Raw genomic sequence first — 13,330 nt, 5'->3', positions numbered from 1 at the left:
GGGCAACCGTCACGGACTGGTCGCTTTCTTCGGTGCCGATCTGCGTTGGTGACTTCGTCTGTTTCATACTCTCACAACGGTTGCAGGGATATTAACCCGCCCACAGCGCTTTCAAAATCCGAATATCGACCGATAATTTTATGTACTGCAACAGAATCGCGGGCGGCGCCACCGCGACGACCGGTAGAGCCTACTCGTCGCCGAGGACGACGCGCTCGGTCATCGCGCGCGGGTCGAGCACCTCGTCCGCCTCGGCCTCCGTGAGGTAGCCCTCGGAGACGGCGACGTCGCGGATGGTCTTGTCCTCCGCGAGGGCCTTCTTTGCGACCTTCGAGGCCGCGTCGTAGCCGATGGCCGGGTTCAGCGCCGTCGCCAGCGCCATCGACTGCTCGACGCGGACGCCGCAGTGCCCGGCGTTGGCTTCGAGCTTCCCGACGAAGCGCTCGCCGAAGGTCTCGGCGCTGTTGGCGATGAGTTCGGCGCTCTGGAGGAAGTTGTACGCCAACACGGGCTTGTAGAGGTTCAGGTCGATCTCGCCGCGGGCGGCGCCGGCGGAGACGGTCGCGTCGTTGCCGACGACCTGCTTGTGGACCTGGTTGACCGACTCGGCGACGACGGGGTTTATTTTGCCCGGCATGATCGAGCTTCCGGGCTGGTTTTCGGGCTGTTCGATCTCGCCGAGGCCGTTGCGCGGTCCCGACGCCAACAGCCGGAGGTCGTTGGCGATCTTGTTCATCGACCCCGCGACCGTCCGGAGCGCGCCGTGGGCCTCGCTCATCGCGTCGTGGGCCGCCTGCGCCTCGAAGTGGTTGTCGGCCTCGCGGAAGTTGAGGCCCGTCTCCGCGGAGATCCCCTCGGCGGCGAGTCCGGGGAACTCGGGGTGGGTGTTCAGCCCCGTTCCGACGGCCGTTCCGCCGAGGGCGAGTTCGGCGAGTCGCTCCCGCGTCGCGTCGACCCGCTCGATGCCCTTTTCGATCTGCGTTCGGTAGCCCCCGAACTCCTGGCCCAACCGGATCGGTGTCGCGTCCTGGAGGTGCGTCCGGCCAGTCTTGACGACGTCGTCGAACGCGGCCGCCTTCGCGTTGAGCTCCTCGGCGAGCACCTCGAGAGCCGGGATGACGTCCTTCTCGACGGCCTCGAGCGCCGCGACGTGCATCGCTGTCGGGATGACGTCGTTGCTCGATTGGCCGTAGTTGACGTGGTCGTTGGGGTGGATCTCGCGGCTTCCCAACTCGGCCCCGTAGATCTCGGTGGCGCGGTTGGCGATCACCTCGTTGGCGTTCATGTTCGAGGAGGTCCCGGACCCAGTCTGGAAGACGTCGACGGGGAACTGGTCGTCGTGTTTGCCGGCGATGACCTCCGTCGCCGCCTCGACGATCGCGTCGGCCCGGTCCTCACGCAGCGACCCGAGTTCGCGGTTGGCCTCGGCCGCGGCCTTCTTGACGATGCCGAGGGCTCTGATAAACCGCCGCTGGAAGGTGAGCCCGGAGACGGGGAAGTTCCCGAGGGCGCGCTGTGTCTGTGCGCCCCAGTACGCGTCCACGGGGACCTCCATCTCGCCGAGGCTATCGCGTTCGATCCGGTGTTCGGTGTCGTCGTCCATGGTATGGAGTTCCCTCTCGGCGCGGCGGGTAAAACGCATCGGAACCGTCCCGAGGCGGTCGCCGGCGTCGGCGCCGCCCGCGCCTCAGGGTCGCAGAAACCGCTCCAGGCTATCGAGAACGGATCGGGCGTCGTCGATCTCGGAGCGATCCCACCGGTAGTCGGGCAGCCACCGACGGCGGAGGCGGGCCGAGGTTACGACTCGGGGGTCCGAGTCGTCAACTCGAGGGCGTGGATGTCTGTCGTCATGGCGTCGCCGAGGGCGTCGTACACCAGTTGGTGCTGGTCGACGAGGGACTCGCCCTCGAAGACCGGGGAGACGACGGTGGCCTGGAGGTGGTCGTCGTCGTGTTTCCCGCGGGCCCGGCCGACGGTCGCCTCGCAGTCCTCGAGCGCCGCCTCGATCCGCGCTTCGACTTCTTCGGGGGTCATGGGCGTCGGTTCGTCCCGGGAGGAAAAAAGCCCGCCGGGATCGACGCGGCGATCAGCTCCAGCGATCGAGGCCGGTCTGGACGGTCGCGGTTTCGATCCGCTCGAACCCGCGTTCGACCTGATCGATCGGGACCTCCCACTCCTCGGTGACGTAGCGTTCGGCCGCCGCGACGTCCGGCGTGATATCGGTGTCGTACTCGTAGTCGTCGGTGACCGCGGGATCGAGGAACATCCGACGGATGCGGTCGGCGTGGGCGATCGATTCCCCCCGGGCGTCGAGGGCACCCCGGAGGTCGCCGTGTTCGCGGATCAGCTCGATCGCCGTCTTCGGGCCGACGCCGTCGATGCCGTCGTTGAAATCCGTTCCCATGAGTATCGCCGCGTCGACGAGCCCCTCCCAGCTCACCCCGAGATCCGAGAGCGTCCGCTCGAAGTCCATGCACTCCGGGTCGCCGGACCCCGTCAGCCCCCGGAGGGTGCGGGGCGCGCCCAAAAGCAGCGCGTCGTAGTCCTCCGAGCCGGCGTAGTCGGCGTCGCCGCGTCTCGCCATGTGTGCGGCCTGTGCCTCCCCTTCGGCGGGCGCCTCGACGATCGGCACGTCCAAACGCGCCAGGAGCTCCCGCGTCGTCTCCTGTATCGTCGGCGTGAGCCGCTGGGTTCGCGACTCGAGCGTCGAGATCTCGGCCGCGTCGGCCCCGTCCTCTCTGGCCGTTTCGAGCTCGTCCTCGTATCGTTCCCGCTGTTCGCGGCGGGCGTCGATTTCGTCGCCCTTCAGCTCGGCCGTGCCGCCGTCGAAGACGAAGACGGGCGTGACATCGTGCTCGAGGAGCGTCGGGAGGCCCCGCACGACGCCGATGAGGTTCGCGACCTCCTCGCCGTCGTCCGTCGTGTACGCGGAACGCGAGGTGAACCGGACCGTCGTGGTGAGATACCGGTACAGCCAGTTGTGGGCGTCGACGGCGACGACGGAGCCGCCGAGATCGCCGAACGGCGTCGTCTCGATGGTCGCCAGCTGCCGGAGATCCGCGTTTCCCATCGCCGCACGGTTGGGCCGCCGCGGGTTTCAAGCCGCCGGTCCGGCGGTCCGGCGATCCACCGGTCCGCCAGTCCGCCGGTCGGTCCGGCGACGCCCGCCCCACCGAACCGTGGGTTTTCAAGCGATCCCGCCCGACGTGAAAACAATGGACCGCCGCGACCGGGTGGATCGGGCCGCCGTCGCCGTTCTCGCCGCGCTGTCGCTGTCGGGACTCGTCGCGTTCCGGATCGCGATGGGGTGGCGCGTCACCGATCCGCACCTCGACGGAACGGTGTTCGAGGCCGTGCCGGCGACGGCGTGGCTCTCCGTCGTCCCGGCGTCCGTCGCTTTGGGCGTCGTCGCCGCGCTCTTTTTGTACCGGGTGACGGGCGTTCCCCTGCCGGGCAGCCGACACCGCTGACCCGGCGTCGGGCTCACTCCGGGCTCGGATCCGGCGGGGCGGCGCCGCACTTTCCGTCGAGAAACGACGCCTCGGCCGCCGAGAGGTCCCGTTCGCGGTAGCGATCGAGGCCGTCTTGGTACGTCTTCGTCGATCGGTCCCGGGCCGGTTCGGCGGCCGGCCGCGCGAGGACGAGCTCCGCGAGCCCGGTTTCGTCGCCGCTGAACGCGAACCCGGCGCGGTACAGCGCCTCGTAAGCGAAGGGGTTGTTGACAGCGATCGAGAGCGTCTCGAAGCCCCGCTCGGTCGCCCGCTCCGCGAGGAACGCACAGAGGGTCGGGCCGAGCCCCTCGCCCCGGCGGTCGTCTCTGACGGTCACGTACCGGATCCAGAGGCGGTCGGCGTCGGTCCGGTCGGCGTTGAACGCCGCGGCCGCGAGCACGTCGTCATCGAACGGTTCGTCGGTATCGCCCGCGGCGGTGTCCGATCGATCCGGCCGGTCGGTTCCCCCGTCGGCCGGGGCGTAGACGACCGCTTTCCCGGTGTTCGACATGACGAACTTCCCGGCGTACCCGAACCGGCGGTGATCGAGTCGGAGCGTCGGCCCCTCGGAGGGCCACCCTAACAGGACGGGGTCCATGCCGCGCGTTATGGGGCAACGGAGTTATGTGCGGCGCCCGTGCGTCGAACGTGAACCGAGACGTCAGCGCGTTCGATCGCTTCGCGCCGCTGTACGACCTGCTCATGCCGGCGACGGACGACACCGCGCTCCGGAAGGGTCTCGCCGTCGCCGGTCGCGAGATCAATCGGATCGTCGAGGTCGGCGGCGGGTCGGGTCGGGCCGCACGATCGGTCGGCGCGGTGGTCGTCGACCCCGCGGGCGGGATGCTCCGGCGCGCCCGCAGGCGCGGGCTCGAAACGGTCCGGGCGAGCGCGACGGAGCTCCCGCATCCGGACGGGTCGCTCGACGCCGTGACGGTCGTTGACGCGCTCCATCACTTCCCGAACCGGCGGCGGTGTCTGGCGGAGATGGCCCGGGTCTTGGCGCCCGGCGGCGTCCTCGTCGTCAGGGAGTTCGACCGCTCGACGCGCCGCGGCCGAGCGCTGGCCGCCGCGGAGTCGGTCGTCGGGTTCGACTCGGCGTTCTACACCGCCGCGGAACTCGAGGCCGAACTCGAGGCGGTCGGGCTCGATCCGCGGCCGATCGAGTACGGCTTCGAGACGACGATCGCCGGGGTCGCTACCGGAGTTTGAAGTACAGCAGGCGCCACGCCGAGAGCACGAGCGCCCCGCCGACGAGCATGACCACGGCGAAGACGGGTTCGAACCCGCGGTTCGGCGCCGCCGCGACCCGGACGACCAACCCGACGACCGTCGCGGGGATCCACGACCGGATCGCGAGGGGGATCGAGGAGTTCGGGGCCGAACCGCCGCCCGGGGAGTACGCGCCGACGAGGGGCGCACAGAGGACCCACCCGAGGACGAACGGCGCGGCGGCGTAGACGTATATCATCGGGTCCGCCCGGAGTTCCGCGAGCGGCCAGTGTTGGAGCGTGCCGGCCAGAAGGAACGCGAGCAGGGCGATCGCGTCGCCGGCCGCGATCGGCCACGTGCTCGCGTCGAGGCGCTGTTCGAGGAACGACGGGTCTGCCATGCCCATCGTTCGACGGCGGCCTTTCAAACCCTTGCGGATCCGGCCGACGGCCCGCCCCTCGCGCGGTCCCGACGCCGTAGAGCCCTCGGATCGCCCGGGCGCTACGCGGTCGACGACCCGGAGGGCGCCGCGTCGGCCGGGGGCCGGAGGACGAGCGCGGCGGCGGCGGCGGCGACGGCGAGCGCCCCGCCGAGCGCGAACGTCGGCACCCACCCGACGGCCGCAACGAGCGCCCCGGCGACGGTGCCGGCGAAGACGCCGCCACCGACCTTTGCGGTGTAGAGAACGGCGTAGTTGCTCGAGGAGTGTTCGGTCCCGTAGTAGTCGGCCACGACGGCGGGGAAGTAGACGTACAGCGGCGAGGAAAAGAACATCGAGCCGACGACGGCAAGGACGAAGCCGGCGCCGGCATCAGCGATCCCCGCCCCGACGAGGCCGAACCGGAACGCCCCGGCCAACAGGAACGAGACGGCCATGACGCGCGTCCTGTCGAAGCGGTCCGAAATTTCGCCCAACAGGAGCCGCGAGACGCCGGCCGCGACGGGCAGAAGCGTCGCGGCGGCCGTCGCGATGACCGCCGCGAGACCGAGGTGTTCGGCGAACCGGACGACGTTCGCGATGACGAGGAGGTCCGCGCCCGCGGTCGCGACGAACATCGCGTACAGGAGCCAGAACTGCCACGTCCGAAGCATCTCCCGGGTGGTGTAGGCGGTCCCCGAAAGCGATGCAGCGAGATCGCCCCCAGCGTCATCGTCGTCGGACTCGCCGCGGCCGAGCCACCCCTCCGGTGGGTCCCGCAACAGGAGGGCCCCGACGAGCGAGACGACGAGGATGGCGACCCCGAGGTTCCGGAGGACGCCCGGGTACCCACCGACCGTCGCGTTCGCGCGGACGTACGGCACGACGAGGGCGCTCCCGCCCGCGAACGCCATCGTCCCGATCCCGGTCGTGAGCCCGGTCCGATCGGGAAACCACTTGACGGCGGTGTTCACGGCGACGGTGTAGATGATCCCGACGCCGATCGCTCCGAGCGAGTACAGCGCGTACAACTGCCAGACGGTCGTCGCGTACGCGAGTCCGACGTACCCGCCGCCGGCGAGGGCGGCCGCGAGGTAGGTTAAGGCGCGGGGGCCGCGCCTGTCGCGCCACCACCCAGCCGGCATCTGCGAGAGCGACTGGAACACGACGTAAAACGAGAAGACCGCCCCGAGCGCCGGCAGCGCGATGTCGAGGCGTTCGGCCAGCGGCCCCTCGATCGAGGACCAGACGTACTGGTAGGGGCTGACGGCCGCCATCATCCCGGCGGCGGCGGCGATCTGCACCCACCGGGAGTACCCGAGTGCGTCTCTCGCCCGGCCGGCGTAGTCGACATCCGAGGAGTCCGACCCCATCGGGGTCCGCTTCAGCCCGGCGTCTGTTAAACCGTCCGTCGCGGACGTCGGCCGATCCGCCCGTGGAGCCGGCGGAGGCCGTCGAAAGACAGTAGACCGCGGCCGGCGAAGGCGCGGTATGACGGACGTTCTGTTCGTACGGAGCGACGAGGTGAGCGGCCTCGCGACGCCGGCCGACTACGTGTCGGCCGTACGGAAGGGCTACGAGAGCCACGGCAACGAGGGAACGGCCGCGCCCCGAACCAAACTAATCAACGGCGATCCGCCGGGGATGTGCACCGGTTACCTCGCGATCCTCCCGGAGGTCGGCGGGATGGGCGGGTACACGTACGCCGCGGGGTTCGGGGACGCCGACGTCCACTTCGCGCTGCCGCTTTTCGACGCCGACTCGGGACGGATGGTCGCGCTGTTCGACGGGGCGTCGATGAACCCCTTCAAGACCGGCGCGACCGGGGCCGTCGGGGTCGACGAACTGGCGAGGCCGGACAGCGAAATCCTAGCAGTCATCGGGTCGGGCGCGCAGGCCCGCGGACAGCTGCGTGCGACCGCGACGGTCCGGGAGTTCTCCGAGGTACGGGTGTTCTCGCCGACGCCGGAGAACCGCGCGTCGTTCGCCGAGGGGTTCGACGCCCGACTCGACGCCGACGTGCGCGCGGTCGGATCGGCGTCGGCCGCCGTCGAGGGCGCAGACGTCGTCATCACCGCGACGAACGCCTCCGAACCGGTCGTTGACGACGACGCGCTGTCCGACGGCGCCCACGTGACGGCGATGGGGCAGTACGACAGCGGTAAGCGGGAACTCGAAAGCGAAACCATCGCGCGTGCGACGTACGTCCCGGACCTCCGCGAGCGCGCCTTCCAGGACGCCGGATCGTTTCTCGCCGCCAAGGACGCCGGACTCGTGGGCGACGATCACGTCCACGCGGAGCTCGGTGAGGTCGTCGCCGGCGACAGGCCGGGGCGGACCGACGACCGCGGCGTCACGGTCTTCGACAGCGGCGGGACGGGGATCGAGACCGTCGCAGCCGCGTGGATGCTCTACGAGCGAGCCGAAAGCGAGGGGGTCGGGCGGACGATCGAGTTCGCGCCGGGGAGCCAGGCGCTCACCGGCGAGTGAGCGGCTCGGTCCCGGCGACCGGGTTAGAGGTACGGTCCGAGCCCGATCGCCTCGACGAGGGCAACGCCGGCGGCGACCGCACCGACGAGGTATCCGGCGATCGCGCCGCCGTTGAGAAGCGGCAATCCGGCGTGGGCCCGGCCCTTCATCACCATCCACATGAGGACGAGGAGGCCGGCGATCGTCCCGAGCATCGCGCCGAGGGCGGGGACGGTCAGCGCGATCCCGGGGACATCCAGAAGCGCCGGGTCACCGGGGCGGAAAAACGCCGCCGACGCGACGAGAACCGACGGGATCACGGCGTCGCCCAACCCGATGAAGAACGCGTCGCGTTCGAGGGCGTCGGCCGGACCGTCATCCGAGGAGTCGTCCGCTTCGAGTTCGTCGGTCTCGTCTCCGTCCGCTCCGCTCTCGGGGTCGGCCTCGTCGGGGTCGTCGGCGTCGGCCTCGTCGGCGAGCGTCTCCGGGCCCGTCTCGCGCAGAAACGAGTACGACAGCGTGAGCGGGATCACGAGCACGACCGGGAGCCGGAGGTCCATGACCCCGGAGGCGAGCGTCAGCATGTGTTCGGTGCCGTACACCGACGCGGCGTCGTACGCCGCGAGCACGACGAGCAACACGATGGCGGGAAGCAGCCCGAAGCTGATGCCGAAGAGCCCGGCCGCGCCGGCGCCCATGACGATGCCGGCGGCGTCGATGACGTACCACTCCGGGTAGACGAGCAGACCGACGCCGACGGCGAGGGCGGCGGCGACCGCGGGGACGTTGACCCCGCCGAGCGTGACGAGCGGCGGGACGACGACGGTGAAGACGTAAAACGACAGGAACACCGCGGAGAACACGATGAGCCCCTGGAGCAGTTGATCGACGCCGAAGCGCATCGCGCCGAGCATGACGACCGTGGCGACGAGGATCGCACCGACGTACAGCAGGCTGTTCGTCGGATCAGAGGGGTCCTCGACGGTCTGGTAGCCGGCGTCCATGAACGGCTGGACCAACGCCAGCGAGCCCAACTGGACGACGACGAAGAGCCCGACGGTGGCGGCGACGGCGACGGCGGCCCGTTTCATACCGTCCCCTCTCGTGGCGTCCGTTTGGGGGTTGTGGTTCCGCGTCGGCCGACCGGCGGGATCACCGCGCGTAGAGCTTCTCGCCGAGCAGCGCGGCGGGGACCACGCCGTCGGACGACGAGACGGCCAGGTAGGGGCGCTCGACGGGGCCGAACACGTCGACCACGCGGCCGACGGTGTCGAGGTCCTGATCGACGAGTTCGGTGCCGAGATCCGGCGTCGTCCCGTTGGGCGAGCGGACAACGGCGAGCCCCTGGGCGGTCCGGACCACCTCGCCGGCGCGTTTCATTCCCGGAGGGCGGCGACGTACGCGGCGACCGCGCCGAGGAGGTCCGACTTCGAGGCGTCGTCGGCGCCCTTGACGACGACGCGGCCTCGCGGTTCGTACTCACGGGGGTACGTCCGGTCCCGCTCGATGACGGCGTCGTAGCCGACCTGCTGGACCGCGCTCGCGATCTCGTCGACCGTCGGCTCCGGGACGGCGAGATCCTCGGGGACGCGCCGTCCCTCGTTGCGCGACCGCTCGGCGTCGAGGTAGGCGGGCCAGATGACGTTCTCGACCATGCCCGAGGCTGCGCGGCGGCGATGTAAAAACCGGCCGATCCGCGCCGCGTCCGAGCGCCGGCGATCAGCCCCGAGCCCGGTCGGGCGCGGTGGGTCGGGACGCGCCGGGAGGGACAGAACAGAGCGGAGAACGGCTCCGTCCCGGCGTCGAGCCCCCGGACGGAAGCCACGCCGGGGCGATCGGTAGGGATATATACCGCCGGGGAGTATGGTATGAAAGAGCGTACCAATGTCGTCCGGCACGAACCCACTGCATCCGGCCGACGAGCGGATCCTCGAGTACCTCGCCGAGCACCCCCCGGACTACGCGCCGATCGTGGCGACCCGCCTCGGGATGCACCTCCGGTACGTCGAGCGTCGGATCGCGGTCCTCGCCGACCGCGGGCTCCTCCGGCCCGTGACGGCAGAGGTGGTGTACACGGCGACGGCGGAGGGCGAACGCCGGTTGAGAGAGGGCACTGTGCGGACGGGCGCCGAGAGCGAGGGATAAAACGCAGGCCGTGCCGCTGATTAGTTCTGTCGGGTCGAGCGCGCCTCCCGGACCTCCGCTCCGTCCCGGAGTTTGTCCTCGCAGTTCGGGCAGACGCGGACCGTCGACATCCCCTGGGGCGCGAACACGCGGACGTAGTTCTCCGTGACGAACGCGTCGCAGTTGCGGCAGTGTGGCATACCATAGACTCCCGATGAGAGTGACAAATAACTTTCCCAATCGACCCACGGTATGCGTCCTCCGGCCGAGGACAGAGCCGGGCGGCTCCGAGGGCCGCCTCGGCGGACAGGTATACAGGTGTCGAGGCCCGAGGTCGGGTATGAACCGTACGTACCGGTGTCTCGGGTGCGCCGAAGGGACGCTTTCACGCTCGTTCGACACCGCGGAGCTCTCCACGGCGTGTCCGGTCTGTGGCTCCTTCGAGCGGTTCATCAACGAGACCGTCTTCGAGCAGTTCCGGGCCCTCGAGGAGTCGCCGCCGGAGTGTCTCGATTGGCCGGCGCTCGAACGCCGCGAGAAACTGGCCGTCAGCGAGGGGATCGCCCGCCGGGGTCGGTCGATCAAGGACTTTTCGGCCGACGTCTGAGACCCGTCGGTGACCCTCGGGGCGCCTCCCGGCCGAGCAGTCAAAAGAGGTTTGTACCGACCGGTGTAACGCCCGTCCGATTCGGATGGTACTGGTACGGACGGCCGCCGTCGCCGGCGGCTTCGCTCTGGTCGTCGCTGCGCTTCTCGCCGTGGCGCTCGTCGTCTGTGTCGGCGTCGGCCGACTCCGACAGGCGGGCGGCAACCGGGGGGTGCTCCGAGAGCGGCTCCGCGCGGTCGCGCCGTACGCCGCCGTTCTCGCGGCGGTGTTCGGGGGGCGGAAGGTGTTCCGCGAGTGGTTCTGGGCGCTCTCGGACGTGATCGGCTACGAGGCGACGGGGCTGTTTTACGCGATCGAGGGCGACCTCGCCGCCGGGGTACAGGCGGCGATCCCCGACGTCGCGGCGCTCTATTTTGCGTTCGTGTACATGTTCGGCTACGCGGTCGTCGTCTTCGGGCCGCTCGCGTTGTACCTCTTTGCCGAGTCGCTCCGGCACCTCAAGACGGTCCTCGTCGCGTACACGATCAACTACGCCGTCGCGGTCGTCGCGTACACGCTCGTCATCGCCCGCGGCCCCCGGATCGCCTCGGAGAGCACGCAGGGCGTCATCCAGGAGTTCTTTCCGTACTTTACGCTGCTGACGGGGCAGGTCAACTCGCCGACGAACGTCTTTCCGTCCCTGCACACGTCGCTGTCGGTCACCGTCCTCGTCGTCGCCGTGCTCACCCGGAGGGAGTTCCCGCGGTGGCTCGCGATCACGGCCGTTCTGACCGGGAGCATCGTCGTTGCGACGGTGTACCTCGGGATCCACTGGCTCGTCGACATCGCCGCCGGGATCTGTCTCGCGGTCGCGTCCGTGTGGCTGGCCCGTCGGTTCGTCGCCCGGGTGGGGACCCAGAGCCGCGACGACCGCGCCGGCGTCACCGAGCACGCACAGGACTGAGACGGGACTGATCACTCCTCGGAGGCGTCCCGCTCGTCCGCGGCGCTCTCGGCGCGCTCGATCCGGAGCGTCGAGATCCGTGCGCCGTCGACGGCCGTCACCTCGAAGGCGTGCCCGCCGGCCGCGACGCTGTCGCCGACCGCCGGCGCCCGGTCGAGGTGGTCCAGCACCAACCCGGCGAGCGTCCCGTAGCCCTCACCCTCGAAGTCCGTGCCGAGGGCCTCGTTGACGGCCGACAGCGTGGCCGACCCGTCGGCGTCGTACCCACCATCCTCCCGGCGGCGTATCGAGCGTTCGTGACCCTCGGCATCGAACCCGTCGCGGAGGTCACCGACGATAGCCTCGACGACGTCCTCGACGGTCGCGATTCCCTCGAAGGCCCCCCACTCGTCGACGATCGCGGCCATCTGTCTGTTCTCGTCGCGGAACCGCAAGAGGAGGTCGTCGAGGGTCGTCGTCTCCGGGACGACGACGAGATCGCGGGTGAGGTCGCCGGCGGTCGGCGACGGCGCGCCGGAGGCCTCGGCGCGCAACACGTCCTTCGCGTCGACGAAGCCGACGACGCTGTCGGGGTCGTCGGCCGCGACGACCGGATAGCGGGTGTGTTCGGCCTCGAGTACCGTCGACCGGAGCTCCGACAGCGACATGTCCGCCGGAACGCTCACCACGTCCGGTCGCGGGACCATCACCTCCCGCAGGACGGTGTCGTCGAGGTCGAACACCCGCTCTATCATGTTGACCTCGGCCGTCTCGACGCGGCCGGCCTCCCGCGAGCGCGCGAGCACGCGACGGATCTCGCGCTCGCCGAGCGTCTCGCTGCTCTCGGATGCCGGGGGGACCCCGAGCAGCCGCGTGAACGCGTTTGCGGTGCCGTTGAACACGACGATGCCCGGGACGAACAGGTAGTACGCGAGTTTCATCGGCGGCGCGAGGAACAGCGAGACGCGCTCGGCGTCGGCGATGGCGATCGTCTTCGGGGCGAGTTCGCCGAACACGACGTGGAGGAAGGTGATGACGCCGAACCCGAGGGCGAAGGCCACGAGGTGGATGAGATTCGACGGGAGCAGCGTGTCCAAGGCCGGTTCGATGAGCGCGGCGACCGCCGGTTCGCCGATCCATCCCAGCCCGAGCGAGGCGATGGTGATCCCGAGTTGCGTCGCGGCGAGGTAGTCGTCGAGGTTCTCCATGACGTCCTGGAGTATCTCGGAGCCGGGGCGGCCCGCTTCGGCCAACTGTTCGACCGACGTCGAGCGGACGCGGACGAAGGCGAACTCCGAGGCGACGAAGAACCCGTTCAGTACGACCAAAAACAGCGCGGCGAGGACCCGTCCGAACGAGAAGGCGACGTCTACCATCGGTGTCCCCGACCGGTTCGTCCGCTCGGAGGCTGTACTGTCATGTCGGGACCTCGGACGCCTCTCTGATAAACGGCGCGGGGACCGACGGGAACCCGGGCGTCGACGTGCGTTCGCGGTTCCGGGAACGCTCGGGGGCGCCCGATGAGAGAGCCGGAGGAAAGAATTGTGAACCACGGTCGCAGCAGGCTGCTCTCTGGCTCAAACCCCGCCGTGGCGTTCGTTGCTCACGTCGTTCACAGCAGAAAGCCGGAGGAGGGATTTGAACCCTCGGCCTAATCCTTACGAAGGATTCGCTCTGCCAGCTGAGCTACTCCGGCGCGTCCACCGGTAGCTGGGTGGATAACCCGTATAAGGGTTGCGAACTCACGCGCCCGACCGCTCGAGGCGGGCCTCCAGACAGACGTTCAACTCGTGGGGCGCGTACGAACGGACCTCCCGTCGCGTCTCGATCGTGACGCCGTAGGCCGGCTCCGCGGCCGCCCGGATCGCCGCCTCGCCGGGACCGAACGGGTCGGACTCGTGTTGGATGTCGTAGTAGTGGAGGACACAGTCGTCGGCGGCGAGCGAGACGGCGGTGTCGAGGAACTCGTCGGCGCTGTGCGGGAGGTTCATCACGATCCGATCGGCCCACCCGTCGTACCCGGACACGTCGCGGACGTCGGCGTTGATCGCCGCGATGCGGTCGGCGACGCCGTTGCGCTCGGCGTT

The 13,330-nt window shown here is 69.8% G+C and carries 17 protein-coding genes, 1 tRNA gene and 1 pseudogene; 6 read left to right on the top strand and 13 right to left on the bottom strand.

What is annotated here, in order from left to right:
* Positions 1-190: 190 nt before the first annotated feature.
* From Q0916_RS05105 to fen, 3 genes are all read right to left on the bottom strand, one after another.
* Positions 191-1,603 carry a class II fumarate hydratase gene (locus Q0916_RS05105; RefSeq protein ID WP_299235262.1) on the bottom strand — a complete coding sequence of 471 codons (1,413 nt, stop codon included), beginning with the start codon at positions 1,601-1,603 and terminating at the stop codon, positions 191-193.
* 194 nt (positions 1,604-1,797) lie between these two features.
* Complete coding sequence (locus Q0916_RS05100; RefSeq protein ID WP_299235259.1) at positions 1,798-2,034, bottom strand: BolA family protein; 237 nt, start codon at positions 2,032-2,034, stop codon at positions 1,798-1,800.
* A gap of 52 nt (positions 2,035-2,086) precedes the next feature.
* Positions 2,087-3,070 carry a flap endonuclease-1 gene (gene fen / locus Q0916_RS05095; RefSeq protein WP_299235256.1) on the bottom strand — a complete coding sequence of 328 codons (984 nt, stop codon included), beginning with the start codon at positions 3,068-3,070 and terminating at the stop codon, positions 2,087-2,089.
* A gap of 145 nt (positions 3,071-3,215) precedes the next feature.
* Here fen and Q0916_RS05090 point away from each other — a divergent pair, with 145 nt between their 5' ends.
* Positions 3,216-3,470, top strand: coding sequence for a hypothetical protein (locus Q0916_RS05090; RefSeq protein WP_299235253.1), 255 nt, complete (start codon positions 3,216-3,218; stop codon positions 3,468-3,470).
* Between the two features lie 13 nt (positions 3,471-3,483).
* Here the strand turns inward: Q0916_RS05090 and Q0916_RS05085 are convergent, their stop codons facing one another.
* On the bottom strand, positions 3,484-4,089 hold the full coding sequence (locus Q0916_RS05085) for a GNAT family N-acetyltransferase (RefSeq protein WP_299235250.1): 606 nt from the start codon (positions 4,087-4,089) through the stop codon (positions 3,484-3,486).
* Positions 4,090-4,115: 26 nt separating this feature from the next.
* On the opposite strand from Q0916_RS05085, the gene Q0916_RS05080 reads away from it, so the two are divergent.
* Positions 4,116-4,703, top strand: a complete 588-nt coding sequence (locus Q0916_RS05080; protein WP_414689310.1) for a class I SAM-dependent methyltransferase — start codon at positions 4,116-4,118, stop codon at positions 4,701-4,703.
* Here Q0916_RS05080 and Q0916_RS05075 read toward each other — a convergent pair.
* On the bottom strand, positions 4,690-5,103 hold the full coding sequence (locus Q0916_RS05075; protein WP_299235245.1) for a DUF3054 domain-containing protein: 414 nt from the start codon (positions 5,101-5,103) through the stop codon (positions 4,690-4,692). The two genes, Q0916_RS05080 and Q0916_RS05075, sit on opposite strands and share 14 nt — an antisense overlap.
* Before the next feature lie 101 nt (positions 5,104-5,204).
* Positions 5,205-6,494, bottom strand: coding sequence for an MFS transporter (locus Q0916_RS05070; protein WP_299235242.1), 1,290 nt, complete (start codon positions 6,492-6,494; stop codon positions 5,205-5,207).
* A gap of 118 nt (positions 6,495-6,612) precedes the next feature.
* Between Q0916_RS05070 and Q0916_RS05065 the strand changes: the two genes are divergently transcribed.
* Complete coding sequence (locus Q0916_RS05065; RefSeq protein WP_299235239.1) at positions 6,613-7,611, top strand: ornithine cyclodeaminase family protein; 999 nt, start codon at positions 6,613-6,615, stop codon at positions 7,609-7,611.
* A 23-nt stretch (positions 7,612-7,634) separates the two neighbouring features.
* Here Q0916_RS05065 and Q0916_RS05060 read toward each other — a convergent pair whose 3' ends face one another.
* From Q0916_RS05060 to srp19, 3 genes are all read right to left on the bottom strand, one after another.
* On the bottom strand, positions 7,635-8,681 hold the full coding sequence (locus Q0916_RS05060; RefSeq protein WP_299235236.1) for a presenilin family intramembrane aspartyl protease PSH: 1,047 nt from the start codon (positions 8,679-8,681) through the stop codon (positions 7,635-7,637).
* A 61-nt stretch (positions 8,682-8,742) separates the two neighbouring features.
* Positions 8,743-8,970 (bottom strand): H/ACA ribonucleoprotein complex subunit GAR1, encoded by a 228-nt coding sequence (locus tag Q0916_RS05055; RefSeq protein WP_299235233.1) that lies wholly within the window; start codon positions 8,968-8,970, stop codon positions 8,743-8,745.
* Positions 8,967-9,245 carry a signal recognition particle subunit SRP19 gene (gene srp19 / locus Q0916_RS05050; protein ID WP_299235231.1) on the bottom strand — a complete coding sequence of 93 codons (279 nt, stop codon included), beginning with the start codon at positions 9,243-9,245 and terminating at the stop codon, positions 8,967-8,969. Before srp19 ends, Q0916_RS05055 begins: the two co-directional genes overlap by 4 nt.
* Positions 9,246-9,474: 229 nt before the next feature.
* On the opposite strand from srp19, the gene Q0916_RS05045 reads away from it, so the two are divergent.
* Positions 9,475-9,735 (top strand): hypothetical protein, encoded by a 261-nt coding sequence (locus tag Q0916_RS05045; RefSeq protein WP_299235229.1) that lies wholly within the window; start codon positions 9,475-9,477, stop codon positions 9,733-9,735.
* 20 nt (positions 9,736-9,755) lie between these two features.
* Here Q0916_RS05045 and Q0916_RS05040 read toward each other — a convergent pair whose 3' ends face one another.
* A complete protein-coding gene (locus Q0916_RS05040) occupies positions 9,756-9,914 on the bottom strand; it encodes a DUF7563 family protein (protein WP_299235227.1) in 159 nt (52 codons plus the stop codon).
* A gap of 140 nt (positions 9,915-10,054) precedes the next feature.
* On the opposite strand from Q0916_RS05040, the gene Q0916_RS05035 reads away from it, so the two are divergent.
* Positions 10,055-10,321 carry a hypothetical protein gene (locus tag Q0916_RS05035; protein WP_299235225.1) on the top strand — a complete coding sequence of 89 codons (267 nt, stop codon included), beginning with the start codon at positions 10,055-10,057 and terminating at the stop codon, positions 10,319-10,321.
* Positions 10,322-10,406: 85 nt separating this feature from the next.
* On the top strand, positions 10,407-11,264 hold the full coding sequence (locus tag Q0916_RS05030; RefSeq protein WP_299235222.1) for a phosphatase PAP2 family protein: 858 nt from the start codon (positions 10,407-10,409) through the stop codon (positions 11,262-11,264).
* Positions 11,265-11,275: 11 nt separating this feature from the next.
* Here the strand turns inward: Q0916_RS05030 and Q0916_RS05025 are convergent, their stop codons facing one another.
* The 3 genes and pseudogenes from Q0916_RS05025 to Q0916_RS05015 all read right to left on the bottom strand — a co-directional run.
* Positions 11,276-12,619 (bottom strand): hemolysin family protein, encoded by a 1,344-nt coding sequence (locus tag Q0916_RS05025; protein WP_299235219.1) that lies wholly within the window; start codon positions 12,617-12,619, stop codon positions 11,276-11,278.
* Between the two features lie 247 nt (positions 12,620-12,866).
* Positions 12,867-12,939, bottom strand: a tRNA-Thr gene (locus Q0916_RS05020).
* A gap of 46 nt (positions 12,940-12,985) precedes the next feature.
* Positions 12,986-13,330, bottom strand: a pseudogene (locus Q0916_RS05015) (SAM-dependent methyltransferase); the annotation flags it as partial.

The sequence above is a fragment of the Natronomonas sp. genome, from assembly GCF_028274965.1.
Taxonomy (GTDB): domain Archaea; phylum Halobacteriota; class Halobacteria; order Halobacteriales; family Haloarculaceae; genus Natronomonas.
This window is presented reverse-complemented; position numbering and strand designations above follow the sequence as displayed.